The organism is Deinococcus sp. QL22, assembly GCF_023370075.1.
Classification (GTDB): domain Bacteria; phylum Deinococcota; class Deinococci; order Deinococcales; family Deinococcaceae; genus Deinococcus.
Map to the genome: position 1 here is coordinate 124,813 of NZ_CP097151.1, position 19,594 is coordinate 144,406.

Below are 19,594 nucleotides of genomic sequence, written 5' to 3' on the forward strand. Positions count from 1 at the left end.
ACAGGCCTGCGGCCCAGCACCAGCAACCCGCAGATGGCCCCTCATGACAGTTCCATTCGGGGATCAAGGCGGGCGTGAATCAGATCCGTGATCAGAAAGACCACCGACACCAGAAGAGCAAAAGTCAGCGTGAGGCCCTGAATCACCGGATAGTCGCGGCCAAAGATGGCGTCGACCATCAGGCGGCCCACGCCAGGGATAGCGAATACAGTCTCAGTGATGACGGCCCCGCCGATCAGGGCCCCGATATTCAGGCCCAGCAGGGTGACGGTGGGAATCAGGGCATTGCGGAGGACATGACGGCTCAGAATGAGATTGGAGCGCAGGCCTTTGGCGCGGGCAAAATCCACATATTCTGCCGTCAGTACCTCGATCACGCTGTTTCTGAGGGTACGAACCAGCACCGCCGCCAGGTTCAGGCCCAGCGTCAGGGCAGGCAAAAACAGGTGATACAGATGCTCGGAGAAGGTGTCGCCGTAACCGCCGATGGGAAACCACTGGAGACGTGCGCCCAAGAGGGTCAGCAGTTGCAGGGCCACATAGAACACGGGCAAGGAAAGGCCCACCTGAAAGACAGCCCGGATCACGGCGTCGACCCAGGTGTTGCGCTTCACGGCGGCCAATACGGCCAGCGGAACGGCCATCAGCACGCCCAGCACCGCCGCGTAGACCGTCAGAAACAGGGTGACAGGCAGGCGTTCGCCGATCAGGCGCAGCACGGGGATCTTGAGGCTGATGCTGTCGCCCAGGTCGCCCTGAAGCAGACGGCTGACAAAAATCCCGAACTGAACGGGGAGGGGTCGGTCGAGGCCCAACTGGCGGTTGGTGCGCTCCACGATATCGGCGGTGGCCCGGTCGCCCAGAATGGCGCTGGCTGGATCGCCTGGCAACAGCCGCACCAACAGGAACACCACCAGCATCACCGCCAAAAACGTGGGGATAATCTGAAGCAGGCGTTTGAGAACATAAGTGGCGTGCATCCCGCCTCCAGAGAAGGCGCTGCTCTCACGGGGAGCGTGTGGCAGCGCCAGAATCATTGTTCAGACAAGAACTGAATGGGGGGGGCGCTTACAGCCCATCTTGAAATCGGCTGAGCGGACTGACCGGGCCAGGAAGCAGAGAGTTTGCCCAAACATCGGGCAAACTCGGGGTGTGAGCTATAGCGCCCTCAGCTTTACTTTTCGAGCGACGCAGCAGAGAAAATATTGTTGCCCAAGGGAATCTGCACGAAGCCCTGTACCTTCTTGGAGAGCGCCACGGGATAGGGCGTTTCGTAGAGGTAGATGATCGGCGCGGCATTCAGGTAGATGCTCTGAATCCGGCGGTACTGCGAGGCGCGGTTGATCCGGCTCAGTTCCTGCTGGCTCTGGTCAAACAGCTTGTCGACTTCGGCACTCTTGAATCCGGTGTGCACCGACTCGATGTTGTCGAAGAGCGTGTAATAGCTGGTGATCTGGCTGGGATCGTTGATGTCGTTCGTCCAGGCCGCTGTCCGCATCTGGAAATCGTTGGCGCGGTAGCGGGCGGTCTTGGTGGCCGAGTCCACCTGCTCGATTTTGAGCCGAACCCCGATGGCCCCCCACATCTGCTGAAGCGCGGTGAGCAGGGCCAGATCGTCGGCACTGCCGCTGGTCGCCAGCACGCTGATCTCAAATCCGCCCTTGAATTTGGAAGCGGCCAGGAGCGATTTGGCTTTGGCCAGATCATAGGGATAACCCTTCTGTGAGGCGTCAAACAGCGGGGTCGTGGACGACATATAGGACTTCATGACCTTGCCGGTGCCGTAGGTCACGACCTGAATCAGGGCTTCTTTGTTGGCCGCGTAGTTCAGTGCCTGGCGCACCTTCACGTCGCTCAGTGGGTTGACGGTGCCGTTGTTCAGCGTGGGGCGGTTGTTCATCAGAATGCTGTTGACCTTGGTCGAAGGGAACAACTGCATGTTGAGGTTGGCATTGCGCTTCAGCTCTGCCACGCGGCTCAGAGGAATAAATTCCGCGCCCTGCAACTCTCCGGCCTGCAATTTCAGGATACGGGTGTTGTCGTCGGGAATAATTTCAAAACGCACGCGGTCGAGGTAGGGCAGGGCTTTGCCGTCCGAGCCCTTCTTCCAGTAATACGGATTGCGCTTGAGCACCATGTAGGAGCCGCGTTTCCACTCGCTCAGCACGAAGGGGCCAGACCCGATGGGCTTCTCGGCAAAGGCCTTGGCCTTCTCGGCGTCGTTCTTGCCGGGCGCGGCGGTAAACAGTTTCTGCGGCATGATGGCGGCATTGAAGGTGGCCAGTGCGGCAGGCAGGGTGGGATCAGGGCGCTTGAGAAGCAGGGTGACCGTGTTGCCGCTGACGGTGATGGAGTTGATGCTGGCCAGCGAGCTGCTCCAGGCTCCGGCGTCGGGCTGCCGGGCACGGTCAAGCGACCATTTGACGTCCTGAGCGGTGAGCGCACTGCCATCGGCGAACTTGAGGCCAGCACGCAGTTTCAGCACCATGCTCTTGCCGTCTTTGGATGGGGTGTAGCTGCTGGCCAGTCCAGGCTGCACGCCTTTGCCATCGGCCGTGGGCTGCAGCAGGGTGTCATACAGGTTGGTCAAAATCCAGATATCAAGATTGGCATCGTTCAGCACCGGATCCAGAAATAACGAATCGGCGTAGCGGCCGTAGACCAGCTCGCCACCACGGGTAACGGCGGCGGCGTGCCCCAACGACAAGGCGGCAACAAGAGTCAGAGTCACGTGGGTCAGTCGCTTCATAGCACTTCCTCCAGGACGAACATAACAAGAGAGATTTTTGTTATGCCTCACCATAACACTGCTTTGGGAATGCCGCAAGGCCCATCTAGACTTCCGCCCGGCGAAGTTTGGATGGGCCAGGGCCGACACTGTTGGGGCCGCGCCTGTCCAGCCTGGCGGGTGGATCAGAACAGCTGCCCTCCTCGTGAGGGGGCATCTGGGCCAGATTGAGAGGTAAGGTTTCAGTACACGGCGCCGTTGGCCCGGCAGCGGAGAACGCCCGGATTTTAGTGCCGCCCAGCTTGGGTCTTCGGCAGACCACCGGAGTGGCCCCAGCCCTCATTTACGCGTCGCAGCCTCTAGATGCGTGGAGTCCCGTAACCATCAGCATGGAACAGCCACGCAGTGAAGTGTTGCGGCTGAACGGAGCTGGCTACCCCGTCCGCGGGCCTTGCTCCACTTCCCGGTTCCGTCACGCTGCAGTGGGTCGGGTCAGCCTCTGGATTTCGCTCCACTTTGGGCAGAACGGGGCTTTCAACAGGGGGAGCGGGCAAGGCGGGACACGGCACTCAGAGATTCGAGTGCCGCCCAGAGCGCTCCCCTATTCCTTGGCTCAGCGTCGTCTCTAGCCCAGCCTGACAGGGGCGGCAGAACTCCAGCCGGGGCAAGGTCACACAATGGTGCTGGACGTCGCCACTGGAGCGGGCTTGGGCGTCCCTTCGTCATCCCGCTCGCAGCGCATCACCTTCAGAGCAGACTGGCCAACCGTTGAAACAGGGCGGGGATGACTGGTATCACAGACCCATTGGCCCACCGAAAGCGCCGATCCTGCAGTATCGCGTGCTCGCCAATTCCTACGCCTTGTTCGAACTGCGGGCAGTAGTTCAGCTGTTCTAAGTGCGGTGTCCCCCCAAACTGATTCATGACAGAGGCCACCTCGGCAGCGTGACCGATATGGAAGGCATGGAGCGTCTCCCCTGCTTGCCACACGAATCTGGAAGCGAGATCTGCGGTTTCCGAGAGCCGTCCAGTTCGGCTGTGATGGGCGTTCACTCGGCCGGGGCGAAGCCTGAGCGTGACGCTTTCAGCGTGTCCGAGTGCGCCGAAGCTGCCGACAAAGGGCCGGGTCAGGTCATAGCCCTGGACATTCTTGACCGTGCGCCCGCCCGCCACGATGCGCTGACCGCTGGGAGAAATGAACGTCAGGCCCAAGACCTCAGCCGCAAAAAAGAAGTTCTGCCCAAAGCCCCCACGACTGACCAAGCCACCCACACCACCTGGCAATTCCACGGGCGGAAACGGGGGATACAGACCTGCAGGTAAGGCAGCATAGACCGCCAACAAGGGGGTATCGCCTGTGACCGTCAGTGTCTGATCATTGGGGGAAAGCTCAAGAATCGGCATGACTGGCCCTTGGCGTGAGTGGAAAGGGGTGAGGGGTAAGTGGAAACAGCGCAGGAGTCTGAGTTTCCCTGAGACCCTTCGACCCTTGGCCCTTTGACTCTGTGTTCACGCTTCCTCTGCAGGCAAGACCTTGCCGGGATTGAGTGCCCCGTGTGGGTCAAGCGCGTGCTTGACCCGCCAGAGGGCCGCCAATGTTCCGGCATCCACGGCCTCGCGCATAAAGGCCAGTTTCATGGAGCCGATGCCGTGTTCGCCGCTCAGCACTCCGCCATGCCGGATGGCCACCCGCGCCACCTCATGGGCTAACTCATGCACGGCTTCGAGCGATTCGGTGCGCGGATCGAACAGGATATTGGGGTGCAAATTGCCGTCGCCGATGTGCCCAAATTGCACCAGATGCAGGCCTGAGGCGTCGCCCAAGGCCCGGATTTCACGCACGACTTCCGGCAAGACGCTCCTCGGCACCACGATGTCTTCATTCATGCGTTGTGGACGGATGCGGCCCAGAGCGGGCGAGACGCTGCGTCTCGCCTGCCAGAGTTGCGCGGCTTCGGCGTCACTCTCGGCGCGGCGCACCGTGCCGCCTGCATTCCGGCAAGCGGCTTCAACTAAGGCGCGTTCTTCTTCCACCGTTTCCAGATCATTCCCGTCGGTGTCGACCAGCAGCAGAGCTTCGGCCTCTCTGGGTAAACCCAGGTGCAGATAATCTTCGATGGCGTTGGTGCAGGCCCGATCCATAAATTCCAGTTTGCTGGGTACCGCTCCGGCAGCAATGGCAGCACTCACGGCTTCGGCACATTGACCGACCTCAGCAAAATGGGCCATCAGCGTCCGGGTGAACTGAGGGGGGGTGGTCAGCCGCAACGTGGCTTGGGTGATTAGTCCCAACGTGCCTTCAGAACCGATCAGCAGGCCCGCCAAGTCATACGCGTCACGGGTCAGGGAATGTACCTCGCCGTCAGCGTCCACGAATTCCAAGCCTTGCACGTAATCCCCGGTGACGCCGTATTTGAAGCACAGCGGCCCACCCGCATTCTCGGCCAAGTTGCCCCCAATCGTAGACGTGCGGAAGCTGGCCGGATCGGGGGGATAGATCAGACCAAACGGTTTGGCCGCCTCCGTCACAGACAACGTAATTACGCCTGCTTGAGCTATAGCTTCCCGAAGCACGGGGTCAATGCTGAGCTGGGTCATGCGGGTAAACGAGATCACCAACCCCGGCTCTGTCGGAGCCGCGCCCCCAGACAGTCCAGACGCCGCGCCCCGCCCGACAATCGGCATACCTGCTGCCCGTGCTGCTTTCACAGCGATCACGACATCAGCGGTACTGTCGGGCAAGACGACACACAGCGGCGTTTCCCCAAACGCAATGGCGTCGTAACGGTAATTCAAACGCTCCGACAGATTGGACAGCACCTTGCGCGGGCCTAGCAGGCGTGTCAACTCGGCGGCGAGCGAGAAAACAGGCGGCGCAGAGGGCGCTTTTGACCCGGCACGGGTGCTCATGCTGGCCTCCTGACTGCCTCAGCCGTCTGGCACATCCACACTCCGCGATCTCCGTTCCAAGTTTCTGTCATAACTGTCCCCGGTAAGCCATGTCTAACAACTCCACCGTGTGGAGCACGCGAATTGGGCTGCCCAGGCGGGTCAGGTGGCTCTGCAACTGGGTGTGGCAGCCCACGTTGCCGCTGACCACGTATTCCGCGCCCGTCGCCATCACGTTGCGGGCTTTCAGGTCGCCCAGTTGCCCGGCCAGGTCGGGCTGCTCTAGGTTGTAGGTGCCGGCGCTGCCGCAGCACAGGTCTCCCTGCGGCACTTCCAGCACAGTCACGCCGGGAATAGCCCGCAGCAGGGCACGCGGCGCAGAGCGGATTCCCTGCGCGTGGGCGAGGTGGCAGGCGTCGTGGTACGCCACCTTCAAGGGGCGGGAGGTCGGCAAAAACGGTTCCAATTCGCCCTGCTCCAGCAGCTTGCCCAGATATTCGCTGATGTCCTGCACCTGGGCGGCCAGGGCGCGGGCACGGTTTTCGTCTGCCTCCCCCTCTCCGGCCAGCAGCATCGGGTATTCCTTCAGGCCTGCCCCGCAACCCGCCGCGTTGGACACGACGGCGTCCACCTGCGTCTCCTCAAATACGTTCAGATTGCGCCGCGCCTGCTGAAGGGCCAGGGGACGCGCCCCGGTGTGCATGGCGGCGGCCCCGCAGCAGCCCTGAGTGGGCGGCACCACGACGTCTCTCCCGTTGCGGCTCAGCACCCGCACGGTGGCCGAGTTGAAATTGGGTGTCAACACCTGTTGGGCGCAGCCGCTCAGCAGGGCCACCCGACCACGCCGCACGCCCTCGGCAGGCGTGAGCGCGGGCAGCGGTTGGGCCGGTTCCAGCGTGCGGGGCAGCAGATCCAGCGGCGCACGCAGGGCTTGAGGCAGCAGCGGGGACAGCGGTTTGGCAAAGCGGCCCACACTGGCCCCCGCCCGGAAGAGGCCCGGACGCGGCAGCAGGGTCAGTACGGCGGCGCGGGTCACTTTTTGCAGCAGTGGACGCTGGCGCTGCGGCTCGCTCCAGCCGCGAAAACTGGTGATGAGTTCGCCGTAGGGCACGCCGCTGGGACAGGCCGTGACGCAGCCCACGCAGCCCAGACAGCGGTCAAGATAGGGCGTCGCCTCAAACAGCGGGAGTGCGCCTTCCAGCACCTCTTTCATCAGCACGATCCGCCCGCGTGGGCTGTCCATCTCCTCGCCCAGCAGCGCATAGGTGGGGCAGGCGGGCAGGCAAAAGCCGCAATGCACGCAGGCGTCTACCGCGTGTGCCATCAGTTCACCCTGTCCGTCCGGGTGGTGGGTGCGAATCTCGTTGTTCATCGGGGTCTCCCAGCGGTGGCCGCGGACATGTGAGGCGGAGCAGGAATACTGTCCTGCCGTTGGTCTGCTCTGACGCTGGAGGCCAGCGCCTGCACCTGCGCCATGACGGGGCTGGCGGCCAAGAGCGTGCCAAGTTCGAGGTAGGCGCTGTACAGCACGTCATAGGTGGTGTGGTGGGCGGGGCCGGGCTGCACGGTGCGGGTCTGGTGTCCGGCCAGGGTGCGGCAGGCTGCGCCGAAACTGGGAGCCGCGCCGCAGGCCACCGCTGCATGGATGGCGGCTCCCCGCGCCGACGCGGAGTCGGTCTGCGCCACTTCCAGCGGCTCACCCAATACGTCGCAGAGCAGTTGTACCAGCAGTGGATGCCGCTCGCTGAGGCCGCCCGTCAGCACCATGCGGGTGGGCTGCACGCCTGCCGCCCGGAAAGTGTCGATCACCCGCCGCGCCCCAAAACACAGGCTTTCCAGCAGGGCGCGGTACACGTCGGCCAGGGTGGTAGCGGTGCTGTAGCCCAGCAGCAGCCCGCTCAGGTCGCCCCGGTCAAGCGGGGTACGGCAACCGTTGAACCAATCCAGCCCCAGCAGGCCGTGTTCGCCGGGCCGCAGTGAGGCGGCAAGCGCGTTGTAGTGCTCAAAACTCTGGGCCTCGCTGCAACCGGGAAAGGCCGGATGGGTGCGGACGAACCACGACAGCACGTCGCCGAAGCCCGCCTGTCCCGCCTCGTAGCCGTACAGTCCCGGCACGATGCCGCCGTCGACCACGCCGCAAATGCCGGGAATGGCCCGTTCTTCCCGAGACGACAGCAGGTAGCAGGCCGAGGTGCCCAGAATCGCGGTGAGTTCGCCGTCCTGATCGAGGCCGAGGCCCAAGCAAGCGGCGTGGGCGTCGATGGTGGAGACAGCGACGATGGGGCGGCTGGACCATCCAGAACTGGGCAATCCGCACCCTGCCTGCCACTCGGCGCTGAGCCGTCCAGCCGGCGTGCCCAGCGGACGGGGCAGGCCAGTTCCCAAGCGCCCAGCCAAGGCCGAGGCCACTTTCGGTGGATACTGGCCGCCCCGGTGGTGGGCCTTGAATCCGGCGTGACTGGCGCTGCGAACCTCATTTTTGACCTCGCCACACAGCTGTGCGGTCAGCCAATCGGCGGCTTCCACAAATCGGCTGGTCTGCGCCCACAGGTCTGGGGCCTCAGACGCCAGTTCCAGCGCCTTGGCGGGCAACCATTCCGGTGAAGAACTGCCGCCGTAGTAGCCCAGATCGGTCATCGCCTGAAAGGGTGCGGTGTGTTCCACTGCCGCCCGGTGCTTCCAGAGTTTCACATAGGCGTGCGGCTCCTCCGGGAACTGGCGGGAGAGGGGATTCCCCTGAACATCAACGGGCAAAGGCGTGCTGGACGTAAAAGCGACGCCGATGCCTGCGAGTTCGGCCTCAGCGGGCAGCGCCGCGCCCACCCTGCTCAGCAGGTCACGGGCCGCCAGCAGATAATCGTCGGCGTCTTGCAGGGCGCAGGTGCGCGGCAGCGGACGCCCCTTCAGGTGCCGCTCGATCACGCCATGACGGTAGGGATGAACGGCGCTCGCCAGAATCTCCGGGTTGTCCGCCCGCATCAGCACGGCGCGGGCGGATTCGGTGCCGTAGTCGAGGCCGATCAGGTAAGGGGTGCTGGGTTGGTTGTCCAGTTGGTTTGGAAAGGCGGCGTCTGGAAATGCAGTGTCTGGGAACGTGGCGGGCGGGTCGGGTGGATTACTCATCTGCTCTCCTGTTCGGGTGTCTGTGATGGGCCACTGCTGAAGCGGGCGCGTTCCCCACTCATCTGCTGATGTGATTATTTGTGATCTTTGAGCTGAGGCGAGTGTAGCTGAAGTCTTGCCGATTGGCTACGGTTTCTCAGCAGGCAGCCGCGAGAGGAGGGGTCAGCTGCCCTGGTACACATTCTCTCTGGATCAAAACTCGATTCTGATTGTGATTCCTTGTGGCTTGACATTCAGACTTTCGCCCCGCATACTCCAAATGTAACAAAAAATCACTCATCTGCGGACGCACCGTTGCCTCCCCCTGCTCGGCCTCTGCTGAGTTGAAACTTGGCCTGTTGCTTGGCCTGAGCTGCCCTGTGCTTCCCCCGCCTGATCTGCTGGAAAGGAGACCAAGAGAAATGCCGAGTCCGTCCCGAATGGCCGATGAACGTCACAAATATGTGCTGAAGGAATTGCAGGAGCGGGGCAGCTGCAAAGTGGCTGAACTGGCCCGCGACCTCGGCGTGTCCGAGATGACCATCCACCGCGACCTCGCACATCTGGCCCGGCTGAATCTGCTGCGTAAGGTGCATGGCGGCGCGGTACTGCGCAACTACATCGAGCAGAGTTTTCAAGACCGCGCTGTGCAAAACCATGAGGCCAAGGTCGCCGTGGCGCAACTGGCCCAGACGTTGGTGCGCCCCGGCACGAGCCTGTATCTGGCCCCCGGTAGCACCGCGCACGAGTTCGCGTTGGCGCTCCACCAAGACGAGTTGCAGGTCTACACCAACAGCCTGCCCACCGCCACCGCACTGGCCCGAAGCACTCCGCAGGGCGTGAATGTGACCCTGCTGGGCGGGCAATTGGTGGGCTTCGTGGAGGCGCTGGTCGGCCCCACCACCGAGGCGGCGCTGGCGACCCTCAAGCTCAATTTCGCCTTTATTGCCGTCACGGGCGTCAGTCTGGAGGGTGGCCTGACCATCTATACCGAGGAAGAAGCGCGGGTCATTCGCGCCGTGATTCGCGCTGCCCGCAAAACCGTCCTGCTGACCGACGCCAGCAAATTCGGTCAGGTGGTGGGGCCGCAGATCGGACACTTGGAAGACGTGCATGCGGTGGTCTGCGACTCCATGCCGCCCAATTACCGCAAGTATTGCGAGCAGCACGATGTCGAGGTGCTGTTGACCAGCGAAGTGCAGGCCGCATCCCACACCGCGCCGCAGGACGCTTCGGTGCCCGACAGGAGGAACTGAGCATGACCCAGGAACATCCCGCCGTCCTGCCCACCCTGCCTCTCCTACCCACCATGAGAACGGCGCGGCTGCACGCGGCCCACGACCTGCGGCTGCACGACGAAACCCGCCCACTGGCCCGGCCCGGCGAGGTGCTGCTGAAGGTGGAAGCCGTGAGCGTATGCGGCTCGGACATGCACTACTACACCGAAGGTGGCATCGGCCCCGCCGTGATCCGCACGCCCATGACCCCCGGCCACGAGTTCGCCGCCACCGTCATCGGGGGCACCGGGGAGCCTTACGGCCTTAGCGACGGCACACTGGTCGCCGTTGACCCGGCGCAGCACTGCGGCCACTGCGAGCAGTGCTTGGCGGGCTATCCGAACCTGTGCCCCAACGTGCGCTTTCTGGGCTCACCCGGCGTAGACGGCGGCTTGGCTGAATACATCAGCGTGCCGCCGCACAGCCTCTTTGCCGTGCCGGACACCTTTTCGCCCGCGCTGACGGCTTTACTGGAACCGCTGGGCGTGGCGCTGCACGCGCTGGACATCACCCGCATCAAGCCCATGAGCGGCGTGACCGTGCTGGGAGCAGGCCCCATCGGGCTGATGTTGCTGCAAGTGGCCCGCATTTGCGGCGCGGCGCACGTGCGAATGGTGGAACCCAAGGCGGCCCGGCGGGAAGCGGCGCGGGCCATGGGGGCCGACAGCGTTCACGAACACCATTCCGAGATTCTGGAACTCACCGGGGGCCGGGGCGAGGACTACGTGCTCGAAGCCACCACCTCGCCCGACGCCCCCGAACAGGCCGCGCAGATTGCCCGTATCGGCGGACGAATTACCCTGGTGGGCATCCCCGACGGCGACACCTTCCAGATGACGGCGGCCAACGCCCGGCGCAAGGCCCTGATCATCAAAATGTCGCGGCGCATGGGCAACGTCTATCCCCGCGCCATCGAACTGGTGCGCTCGGGCCGGGTAGACATTGCCGGAATCGCCACCCACCACTACCCGATGGAGGACGCTGCCCGCGCCTTCAGCGACGCCCACGACGCCAAAGACGGGTTCCTGAAAGCCGTGATCTATCCGGGCGGAGCCGTGCCCGGTGACGATCAAGACCACACATGATTTCTACGCTGCCCCCGTCTTCCTTGGTCAACTTTTCAGACCTTTTCCATGCCCGCGCACCCCTTCTCCCGCCCACTTTTTTCCTGTTCAGGAGGCTTCCATGAAACGTACTGCCCTTGCTCTGTCTGCCGCCGTGACTGCCCTGCTGGGTGCCCAGGCCCACGCCCAATCGTGGAGTTTGGCTACTGCCGCCGCGCCTTACAAGGGCACCACCGTCAGCGCCATTTTCCTGGATCGCCCCGGCTACAAGGCCGCCGCCGCCCTGATTCCGCAGTTTGAAAAGGAAACGGGCATCAAGATCAACTTTGAAGTTGTGCCGTATGAAAGCACCAACCAGCGCTACGTACTGGATTTCACGTCGGGCGGCGGGGCCGATCTGGTGCTCAGCGACGTGGTGTGGATCGGTCAGTTTGCCGACGCGGGCTGGATGGTGCCGCTCGACAAGTTTTTCAAAAACCCCAAGCTGGCCGACCCCGCGCTGAACCTCAAGGGCTTTTTCCCCGTGCTGCTGAATTCCTTTGGCACCTGGAACAACAAGGTGTACGGCCTGCCCTTCGACAACTATTCCGGCCTGATGTACTACAACAAATGCAGCCTGAAAGCCGCCGGATTCAGCGGCCCGCCCAAAACCTGGGACGAACTGCTGAAGGTCTACGGCCCCAAGCTCACGGGCAACGGCAAATACGCGTTCGCCCTGCAGTCTCGCCGGGGTGAAACCCAGAGTGCAGACTCGTTTATGCGGACCCTGTGGCTGGCGGGTGGCAGCCTGATCGACCCCAAAACCTTCCAGCCCACCCTCGGCAGCGCCGCCTCTCAGCGGGGCCTGAAATTCCGCCAAGACCTGATGAAGTACATGCCTCCCGGCGTGGTGGACATGGATCACAACGAAGTGGTCAATGCCTTTAACCAGGGCACGGTGCCGATCATCACCGAATGGTCTGCTTTTTACCCCACCATCACCGATCCCAAGCAGTCCAAGATCGGCCTGAACTGTCTGGGTGTCACCACCGAGCCGCTGGGTTCGGCGGGCCTGAAGCCTGCGCTGGGCGGCTTCTCGCTGGGGGTCAATTCCAACTCGGACGCCAAGAAACAGGCCGCCGCGTACCTGTTCATTCAGTGGATCACGGCGGAGAAAAACGCCAAGGCCTACGTGCAGGCAGGCGGCGTCAGCGGGCGGCAGGCCGTGTACAAAGACCCCGCCATCCGGGCCAAGTACCTCTACGTCGATCCGATGGTGAAGTCGTGGAGTGCCGGAACCGCCGTCCCTGCCTTCCGTCCCCGCTTTGCCGAGTGGCCCCAGATCTCGCAGATCGTGGCTGAAAACGGCAGCAAGATCATGCTGGGGCAGCTCAGCACGGTGGCCGGAGCCAAGACCATCGACGATCAGGTACGGGCCATTCTGACCAAAGCGGGCTACTACAGCGGCAAAAAGCTGAAGCTGCAATAGGCCGCAGGGTGGAGAAGGCCAGCAGGGCCGAGTGTGCAGGTGCGGTCAGGCTGGCCTTCTCCACCACGTTTCAGTGTGACAGGCGAGTTTCTTACCAACCGCTTCCCCGTCTGCCCAATTCCTGTAGTTGATTCACCCCTGCTTTCGCCGCCCGCTGCGGCCTCAACATCAGAAGCCCAATGTCAGAAGCTTGTTTGAGCCTGAACGCCTGCCCGTCTTTTACCCGCCCCCTGCCCCCGCCACTCCTTCCTAGCTATCCATCCCAGCCCCGGAGCGTGCTGCCCTATGCATACCCAACGACGCATCACCCCATTCGTCTTTCTCGCGCCCGCCGTGCTGGTGTTGGCCCTGGTGGGCATCTATCCGCTGGTGTTTGCCGCCTGGGTGTCGCTGCACACCTACCTGTTGGCGCAGCCCAATATTCCCCACGACTTCGTGTGGCTCAGCAATTACCTGACGGTGCTCAAGGACGGCTCGTTCTGGGGTGCGATTGGGCGCACGCTGCTGTACCTGGGCCTGTCGTTGCCTATTCAGATCGCGCTGGGCCTGGGCATCGCCATGCTGCTGCGGCGCGGGCCATGGGGCAGGCTGCGCGGGTTCGCGCGGGTGGCGCTCGTGATTCCGCTTGCCATGACGCCGGTGGTCACGGGCCTGATCGGGCGCTTGATGTTCAATCAGGACTTCGGCGTGGTCAATTTCGCCCTTAACAGCGTCACCGGGCAAACGGTAGGCACCGAGTGGCTGGGCAATCCCAATCTGGCGTTCGTGACCATTCTGCTGATGGAAATCTGGCAGTGGACGCCGTTCGCCGCCCTGATTTTCCTGTCGGGCCTGACGGCTGTTCCGGTGGAAGTAGAAGAAGCCGCTACGCTGGAAACCCGCTCCTTCTGGGCCATGCTGCGGCACATCCAGTTGCCGTTTTTGCTGCCCGCGCTGACTGCCATCCTGATTCTCCGAACCGCCGACATCCTCAAGCAATTTGACATGGTGTACACCCTGACCAGCGGCGGGCCGGGCAGTTCCACCGAACTGATCAATCTCTACATCACCCGCATTGGCCTGCGCGGAGCCTTCGATCAGGGCGTGGCGTCGGCTCAGGCAATTTTGATGCTGGTGCTGACCACCGTGTTGTCGCGGCTGTACATCCGTTACCTCTACCGGGGAGACAACGCATGACGGCACACTCCACTTCCTCTGCCGCTGTGCCCCGAACCGCCGATCAGTTGGCCGTGCAGCGTGCCCGCCGCTCCAGCCGGGTCAAAGCGGCCCTGCACGGGTTCGGCCTGCTGGTCGTCCTGTTCGGCACGCTGTTTCCGTTCCTGTGGATGGTCAGCACCTCGCTCAAAACCACCAACCAGATTTTCTCCAAGCCGCCGCTGCTGTTCTTTACGGGCACCCTGGAGCATTACCGCACCATTCTGGGCGAGCAGTACAACGTGGGCGGCAGCCTCGTCAATTCACTGATCGTGGCCACCAGCGCCACCGTGCTGGCCGTCTTGCTGGGCACGCCCGCCGCCTACGCGCTGGCCCGCTTCGACTTCAAGCGCAAGGATGACCTGTGGTTCTGGTTCATCTCCAACCGCTTCATGTCGCCCGTGGTCATCATTTTGCCGGTGTATCTGCTGGCCTCGCAACTGCGGCTGATCGGCAATCCGGGCCTGCTGATCGCCATGTACCTCACGTTTTCTATTCCCGTGGTGGTCTGGATCTGCACCGATCAGTTCCGCTCTATTCCGCGGGAACTGGACGAGGCCGCCATGGTGGACGGCGCGTCTCCCGGCTTCATTTTCCTGAGAATTGCGCTGCCGCTGGCCCTGCCCGGCGTCGTGGTGTCCAGCATCCTCAGCTTTATTTTCAGCTGGAACGAGTTGCTGTTCGCGCTGTTCCTCACGCGCGGTGACGGCGTGACTTCCCCGGTTCGCGCCACCAACTTCCTCAGCGGCTACGACGTGCCCTGGGGCGCGATCATGGCGACGGGCACGCTGATCGTGCTGCCGGTGGTGCTCTTCTCGCTGCTGGTGTCGCGCCACCTGGTCAAGGGCCTGACCATGGGAGCCATCAAGTAGGGGCCGGAAAAAGCGGACAGCAGGACGGAGCGAGTGGATGCGCCGTCCTGCGGTGTTGCTGCCCAAAACCACGACATCAGCGACGCTACGAAGTCAGAAACCCGCCGTCTACCGGAAGCATCACGCCGTTGATCATGGCCGCCCCGTCACTGAGCAGATAGGCCACCGCCTGAGCCACATCAAGGGGCTGGGCAAAGCGTCCCAGCGGTATGCGCGAGAGCATCGGGGCGCTGCGGACCGGGTCGCCCCACGCCATCTGGCCCATCGGCGTGAGGGTCACGGTGGGATTGACCGCGTTGACCCGGACGCCGTGCGGCCCCAGTTCAATCGCCATCACGCGGGTCAATTGATCGAGCGCCCCTTTGGACGCGCAGTAGGCCGCGTGCAGGGGCAGCCCCACCGACGAGGACTGGCTGGACACATTCACGATAGCCCCGGGTTTCCCCCGCTCGATCATGCCCCGCGCCACCACCTGCCCGACGATCAGGGCGGCCCGCACATTCACATTCATCGTCTGGTCAAAGGCTTCGGGCGTGGCGTCTAAAAACGGCTCCAGCAGGGCGATGCCCGCGTTGTTTACCAGCAGGTCAATCGGCCCGGCAGCTTCGGCAGCCCGCCTCGCGCCGTCCACCGTGCCCAGATCGGCGGCCACACCCTCGCAGCCTGTTTCCCGGCTGAGGCTGAACAGGTCTTCGGCACTGCGGCTGACCGCCACCACCGCCGCCCCACTGCGGGCCAGCAGCGCCGCGATTTCCCGGCCAATGCCTTTGCCCGCGCCGGTGACGAGGGCACGCTGGCCGCTGAAGTCAAATTGAACGTTGGGGCGGGAAACCGGGGGCAGGTGCGGATCGGTCATAGGGGTATTGTGCGCCAGCCGTAAAACGGGCGGGGCAGGACAGCTTGCCGCTGGAGAGTGGCCGCTTGCCGTGCCTCTCATGCCAGTTCGATACCCCGCCGCCCTCAATACTCGTAGATCGAAAACTCTTCTTTGAGCTGTTCGGCTTCCTGAAGGTGACCGCCGTCCAGCTCGCGGGCCACCAGCGAGGCGATCAAGGACATCAGGCTGAGAATAGGGGCCAGAGAAGCCAGCGCCTCAGACCCCTGCGTGGGAATCCGGATGCTGTGGTGGGCGATTTTGCCGAGCGGGGACGCGCCCTGGTCGGTGAGCAGCAAGACTTGTACCCCCCGGCTCTGAAGGGCGGTGGTGACTTTGGTGGTGGCGCGGCTGTAGCGCCGGACGGTAAACACCAACACCGCGTCTTCGGCGTTCATTTCCAGCAGTTGTTCGGGCCGACTTGCCAACTGATCGGTGGAATACGCCTGCACCCGGGGCCGGAACGACGACAGCAGATACTCGGTGGTGAGCGCCAGCCCATACGTAGACCGCGCTCCGATAACCCAGACCTGCCGGGCCTGCACGAGCGCGCGGGCCACCTCCAACAACTGCTGTTCGGACACCGCCTCCAAAATGTCCAGATTGGCGCGTTGGCTGGCCCAAAAACTCGCCACCACCGCGTCCTGCCGCCCCGGTGGCTTGATGCCCAGGGTGGCCCGCAACTCTTGCCGAATGACCCGCTGCAAATGCGGATAGCCCTCGAAGCCCACCCGCTGGCTAAATCGGGTGATGGCCGCGCCGCTGACCTCCAGGGCCTCGGCCAGTTCCAGGGCGCTCAGGAACGGCAATTCTTCGGCGTGGTCTATAAAGTAGCGGGCAATAATCTGGTCACGGCGTCCGAAACCCTCCAGACCTTTCAGCAGTAAGTCCACGACGGTGGTGGGTGAGGGGGCAGGCAGCGCGGCGGGAGAGGTGGTCATGCGGCCCCCACGCTACTGCCTGCCCGGAAAGTGGGGCGGGACGAATTCTTCATTGGGGGCTGCGTTCATTGCGGGCTGCGCTGCTGGGAACCAGAAAGACGGTGACCGGGCAGGGCGCGGGTATGTTGACCGTCCCGCAACACACGTACCCCGTTGACCCACACGTCACGCACGCCGGTAGAGAGTTGGCCCGCATCGGCATAGGTGGCCCGGTCTTGAATGGTGGCCGGGTCAAAGACCACCACATCGGCAAACGCCCCCGCCCGCAGTTCGCCCCGGTCTGTCAGGCGCAGGTGCCCAGCGGGCAGTCCGGTCATGCGGTGTACGGCGTCTTCCAGGGTCAGCACGCCGCGTTCCCGCACATAGTGGGCCAGCAGGCGGGCAAAATTCCCCATCGCTCTGGGGTGTCCGGTGGTGCCGCCATCAGGTTGCAGGGCCGGGTCGTAGCCCGCCGCGTCCGATCCCAGCATGACCCAGGGTTCCAGCAGTTGGCGCTCGATGTTTTCTTCGGTCATCAGGTGCAGCAAGCAGCCCACGCGCTCCGGCTCCAGCACGATCAGATCAAGGGCCGCGTCGATCCAGTCCTGCCCCCGCGCCGCGGCAATGTCGGCCAACGATTTGCCGATGTAGGCCCGGTGTTCGGGCAGTTTCAGGCCCACTGGGAAGGCTCCGGCTGGCCCGGCGAGGCTGCCCAGCGGCTCCCAGGTGCCGTCCGGCTCCAGAATGGCCTGCCGAATGGCGGCGCGGGACTGCGGGTCACGCAGGCGCTCCACCAACTGGTCGCCCTCGCTGGCCCAGGGCGGCGCGAGGGCCGCCAACCCCGTGCCCCCGGCGGTGTACAGGTACATATCGGCGTAGATGTCCCGGCCCGCCGCCCGCTCGGCATTCACCCGCTCTATCAGCCGCTCCATCTTGGGCCAGGCCGCCTCGCCCGCCGCCTTCAGGTGATACAGATGCAGCCGCGCCCCGCTGCGCCCGGTGATCTCGAGCGCTTCTTCCAGCCCGTCCAGAATGGCGGCACTTTCGGAACGCATGTGGGTGATGTAGATGCCACCGAACGCCGCGACTTCCTCGCACAGCGAGGCGAGTTCATCGGTGCTGGCGTAACTGCCAGGCGGATAGATCAGTGCGGTGGCCAGTCCAAAAGCGCCGTCCTCCATCGCTTCGCGGACCACCCGGCGCATCTGCGCGATCTGATCGGGGGAACTGCTTCCCTCAGCGTGCCCCCGGCCTGACATTCTCACAGTTGCGCCGCCGATGAACGAGCCGAAGTTGACCGCCGCGCCCACCTGTTCTTGGGCACTTAGCCAGTCGCCGAAGCGCGTCCAGCCCTTGGAACGCTCGATCCACGCCGTGTCTTCTCCGGGCAGGCCGTGGATGGGGAAGCCGTGGGCCTCGCCCGCCACGGCCGGGGCCGGAGTCCAGCCCTCGCCCATTATTTCAGTGGTCACGCCCTGAATGACTTTGCTCACGCTCAGGCCGTCGTGCAGCAGCGTGGACACCGAGTGGCTCATCACGTCGATGAAGCCGGGGGCCACCGTCAGGCCTGTGGCGTCCACCACCTCGGCCCCAGCGGGTGCAGGGCCGCCGGGGCCGCTGATCCGGGCAATGCGCTCACCTTCGATTAGCAGGTCGGCCAGGCGTCCGGGGGTGCCAGTGCCGTCGATCAGCATGCCGCCCTTGATCCAGATCCCCGCGCTCACAAGGCGTCGACCGGCAGACTGGCCGTGCCAGCACGTTCACGCGGGTAGAGCCGGGCACCAAAGCGCATGAATTCCACCTCGCCCCCGCCAGTCAGAAACTCTACACCCAGTCCGTCAGCGTCCCCGCCCACCACGACGGCGGACTCTGGAGCGACAAAGCGCAGTGAGAGGGTCTGGGTGCCGCCCGCCGTGGTATCGGGGATGACCAGCATAACTTTGCCGTCCTCAACGCTGGCCTCGATCTTGTGCGGCTGACCCACAATGTCGTAGGTTCCCGCGAAGGCTTCAAGTGTGTCCACATTCAGCTTCACCTCCTCACGCTCCGGTTTGGTCAGGCCCAGCAGCTCGCGCTTGACCCAGTCGCTGAGTTGACGGTTGTAGGCATGGCCGTTGCTTGCATTGGCCATGGCGATAAAGCCCACTTTGCGGTCCGGCGAAACCCAGAAGTCGGACTGGTGGCCGATCGTGGTGCCGCCGTGACTGATGATCAGGGCTCCGGGGTGCTGGTCGATGAACCAACTCTGACCCACCTGGCCTTCCTCGCCCGGAAATGAATTGAGGCCGACGCCGACAGACCGGACCGGATTCCAGAGATGCGTGCGGTCCAGACCGCTCAGCGTGGAGGGTTCGGCCCCCTCCTGCTGATCGCCTGATGCCTCGGGTGTGGCCGCGGCGGGTTCCGGCATCGTTCCCGACATGATGTAGTGGGCGTACTTCGCCATATCGCTGACAGTAGACGAGCAGCTGCTCCCTGCCGGAGCGGCCGAGCGCATCATCATCCAGGGGCGCTGAGTGACCATCTCCCCCTTGATCTTGTTGTGTCCGGTGGCAAAGCGGTGGGTCATGATCTCGCCGGGAAAAAACAGGGTGTGGTCCATTCCCAAGGGCTTCAGGACCAGTTCGGTCACGGCTGCTTCGAACGTCTTGCCCGTGATCGTCTCGATGACCCGTCCAGCCACGTAGAACCCAGCATTGTTGTAGCTCCAGTGGCCCCGCAGCGGCACCACCTGCGGCGACTCGGCCAGAATGTTCAGCACCTTGGCCACCGCATCGTCGCCCTCACCGGTGTCCTCGAACAGATCGCCCTGAAACCCGCCCTGATGGGTCAAGACATCGCGGACCGTGAGAAGCGAGGCGACCGACTCATCTTTCAGCTTGAACTCCGGCAGGTAGGTCCGCACCGGCACGTCCAGATCTAGCTTGCCCTGCGCCACCAGCACCGAGCAGGTCAGCGAGGTGATGGTCTTGGTGGTGCTGCCGATCTGAAAGATGGTGTCGGAATTGATCGGCAGCGGGTTTTCCAGACTGGTCACGCCCAGGTTGACGAAGTGATCGCCGTCCGGCGTCAGCAGGCCCAGTGTGACGCCGGGAATCCTGTACTCCTCGAGCAGGCGCTTGGCCTCCTGCTCGAAGGCGGCGGCAAGTGTGGTGGTGCTTGTTGTGTCGGTCATGAGGTTCTCCTTGAACGGGGACAGGGCGGGC

At 63.7% G+C, this 19,594-nt stretch carries 15 protein-coding genes; 5 read left to right on the plus strand and 10 right to left on the minus strand.

The genetic code is table 11. From position 1 onward, the window contains the following. Positions 1 to 41: 41 nt before the first annotated feature. From M1R55_RS20000 to M1R55_RS20025, 6 genes are all read right to left on the minus strand, one after another. Positions 42 to 980 (minus strand): ABC transporter permease, encoded by a 939-nt coding sequence (locus M1R55_RS20000; RefSeq protein WP_249395181.1) that lies wholly within the window; start codon positions 978 to 980, stop codon positions 42 to 44. 194 nt (positions 981 to 1,174) lie between these two features. Beyond that, positions 1,175 to 2,749 (minus strand): ABC transporter substrate-binding protein, encoded by a 1,575-nt coding sequence (locus tag M1R55_RS20005; protein WP_249395182.1) that lies wholly within the window; start codon positions 2,747 to 2,749, stop codon positions 1,175 to 1,177. A 726-nt stretch (positions 2,750 to 3,475) separates the two neighbouring features. Then, a complete protein-coding gene (locus M1R55_RS20010) occupies positions 3,476 to 4,132 on the minus strand; it encodes an FAD-binding oxidoreductase (RefSeq protein WP_249395183.1) in 657 nt (218 codons plus the stop codon). 105 nt (positions 4,133 to 4,237) lie between these two features. Continuing rightward, positions 4,238 to 5,638 carry an FAD-binding oxidoreductase gene (locus M1R55_RS20015; RefSeq protein WP_249395184.1) on the minus strand — a complete coding sequence of 467 codons (1,401 nt, stop codon included), beginning with the start codon at positions 5,636 to 5,638 and terminating at the stop codon, positions 4,238 to 4,240. Positions 5,639 to 5,705: 67 nt separating this feature from the next. Beyond that, positions 5,706 to 6,989: a glycolate oxidase subunit GlcF gene (glcF, locus tag M1R55_RS20020; RefSeq protein WP_249395185.1), complete on the minus strand. Its 1,284-nt coding sequence runs from the start codon at positions 6,987 to 6,989 to the stop codon at positions 5,706 to 5,708. Beyond that, positions 6,986 to 8,740 carry a ribulokinase gene (locus M1R55_RS20025; protein ID WP_249395186.1) on the minus strand — a complete coding sequence of 585 codons (1,755 nt, stop codon included), beginning with the start codon at positions 8,738 to 8,740 and terminating at the stop codon, positions 6,986 to 6,988. The genes glcF and M1R55_RS20025 overlap by 4 nt, the downstream gene beginning before the upstream one ends. Before the next feature lie 401 nt (positions 8,741 to 9,141). On the opposite strand from M1R55_RS20025, the gene M1R55_RS20030 reads away from it, so the two are divergent. The 5 genes from M1R55_RS20030 (at position 9,142) to M1R55_RS20050 (ending at position 14,594) form a co-directional block, all read left to right on the plus strand. Beyond that, the gene (locus tag M1R55_RS20030) at positions 9,142 to 9,975 is read left to right on the plus strand and encodes a DeoR/GlpR family DNA-binding transcription regulator (RefSeq protein WP_249395187.1); all 834 of its coding nucleotides are present in this window, start codon (positions 9,142 to 9,144) and stop codon (positions 9,973 to 9,975) included. Positions 9,976 to 9,977: 2 nt separating this feature from the next. Further along, positions 9,978 to 11,081 carry a zinc-binding dehydrogenase gene (locus M1R55_RS20035; RefSeq protein WP_249395188.1) on the plus strand — a complete coding sequence of 368 codons (1,104 nt, stop codon included), beginning with the start codon at positions 9,978 to 9,980 and terminating at the stop codon, positions 11,079 to 11,081. A 100-nt stretch (positions 11,082 to 11,181) separates the two neighbouring features. Next, positions 11,182 to 12,528: a sugar ABC transporter substrate-binding protein gene (locus M1R55_RS20040; protein ID WP_249395189.1), complete on the plus strand. Its 1,347-nt coding sequence runs from the start codon at positions 11,182 to 11,184 to the stop codon at positions 12,526 to 12,528. A gap of 285 nt (positions 12,529 to 12,813) precedes the next feature. Continuing rightward, entirely contained in the window at positions 12,814 to 13,704 is an 891-nt protein-coding gene (locus M1R55_RS20045; RefSeq protein WP_249395190.1) for a carbohydrate ABC transporter permease, read from the plus strand. Continuing rightward, complete coding sequence (locus M1R55_RS20050; protein ID WP_249395191.1) at positions 13,701 to 14,594, plus strand: carbohydrate ABC transporter permease; 894 nt, start codon at positions 13,701 to 13,703, stop codon at positions 14,592 to 14,594. Before M1R55_RS20045 ends, M1R55_RS20050 begins: the two co-directional genes overlap by 4 nt. 85 nt (positions 14,595 to 14,679) lie before the next feature. Here the strand turns inward: M1R55_RS20050 and M1R55_RS20055 are convergent, their stop codons facing one another. From M1R55_RS20055 to M1R55_RS20070, 4 genes are all read right to left on the minus strand, one after another. Further along, positions 14,680 to 15,450, minus strand: a complete 771-nt coding sequence (locus M1R55_RS20055; RefSeq protein ID WP_249395192.1) for a glucose 1-dehydrogenase — start codon at positions 15,448 to 15,450, stop codon at positions 14,680 to 14,682. Between the two features lie 104 nt (positions 15,451 to 15,554). Then, positions 15,555 to 16,409, minus strand: a complete 855-nt coding sequence (locus tag M1R55_RS20060; RefSeq protein WP_249395193.1) for a MurR/RpiR family transcriptional regulator — start codon at positions 16,407 to 16,409, stop codon at positions 15,555 to 15,557. Between the two features lie 65 nt (positions 16,410 to 16,474). Next, a complete protein-coding gene (locus M1R55_RS20065; protein ID WP_249395194.1) occupies positions 16,475 to 18,112 on the minus strand; it encodes an amidohydrolase family protein in 1,638 nt (545 codons plus the stop codon). Continuing rightward, on the minus strand, positions 18,109 to 19,563 hold the full coding sequence (locus tag M1R55_RS20070) for a serine hydrolase (protein ID WP_249395195.1): 1,455 nt from the start codon (positions 19,561 to 19,563) through the stop codon (positions 18,109 to 18,111). The genes M1R55_RS20065 and M1R55_RS20070 overlap by 4 nt, the downstream gene beginning before the upstream one ends. Between the last annotated feature and the right edge of the window lie 31 nt (positions 19,564 to 19,594).

What these genes read in the sequence shown, in the direction of transcription:
- M1R55_RS20060 (WP_249395193.1), bottom strand. Translation starts at nt 16,409, where the DNA reads ATGACCACCTCTCCCGCCGCGCTGCCTGCCCCCTCACCCACCACCGTC.
- M1R55_RS20015 (WP_249395184.1), bottom strand. Translation starts at nt 5,638, where the DNA reads ATGAGCACCCGTGCCGGGTCAAAAGCGCCCTCTGCGCCGCCTGTTTTC.
- M1R55_RS20025 (WP_249395186.1), bottom strand. Translation starts at nt 8,740, where the DNA reads ATGAGTAATCCACCCGACCCGCCCGCCACGTTCCCAGACACTGCATTT.
- M1R55_RS20030 (WP_249395187.1), top strand. Translation starts at nt 9,142, where the DNA reads ATGCCGAGTCCGTCCCGAATGGCCGATGAACGTCACAAATATGTGCTG.
- M1R55_RS20005 (WP_249395182.1), bottom strand. Translation starts at nt 2,749, where the DNA reads ATGAAGCGACTGACCCACGTGACTCTGACTCTTGTTGCCGCCTTGTCG.
- M1R55_RS20010 (WP_249395183.1), bottom strand. Translation starts at nt 4,132, where the DNA reads ATGCCGATTCTTGAGCTTTCCCCCAATGATCAGACACTGACGGTCACA.
- M1R55_RS20050 (WP_249395191.1), top strand. Translation starts at nt 13,701, where the DNA reads ATGACGGCACACTCCACTTCCTCTGCCGCTGTGCCCCGAACCGCCGAT.
- glcF (WP_249395185.1), bottom strand. Translation starts at nt 6,989, where the DNA reads ATGAACAACGAGATTCGCACCCACCACCCGGACGGACAGGGTGAACTG.
- M1R55_RS20045 (WP_249395190.1), top strand. Translation starts at nt 12,814, where the DNA reads ATGCATACCCAACGACGCATCACCCCATTCGTCTTTCTCGCGCCCGCC.
- M1R55_RS20035 (WP_249395188.1), top strand. Translation starts at nt 9,978, where the DNA reads ATGACCCAGGAACATCCCGCCGTCCTGCCCACCCTGCCTCTCCTACCC.
- M1R55_RS20070 (WP_249395195.1), bottom strand. Translation starts at nt 19,563, where the DNA reads ATGACCGACACAACAAGCACCACCACACTTGCCGCCGCCTTCGAGCAG.
- M1R55_RS20000 (WP_249395181.1), bottom strand. Translation starts at nt 980, where the DNA reads ATGCACGCCACTTATGTTCTCAAACGCCTGCTTCAGATTATCCCCACG.
- M1R55_RS20040 (WP_249395189.1), top strand. Translation starts at nt 11,182, where the DNA reads ATGAAACGTACTGCCCTTGCTCTGTCTGCCGCCGTGACTGCCCTGCTG.
- M1R55_RS20055 (WP_249395192.1), bottom strand. Translation starts at nt 15,450, where the DNA reads ATGACCGATCCGCACCTGCCCCCGGTTTCCCGCCCCAACGTTCAATTT.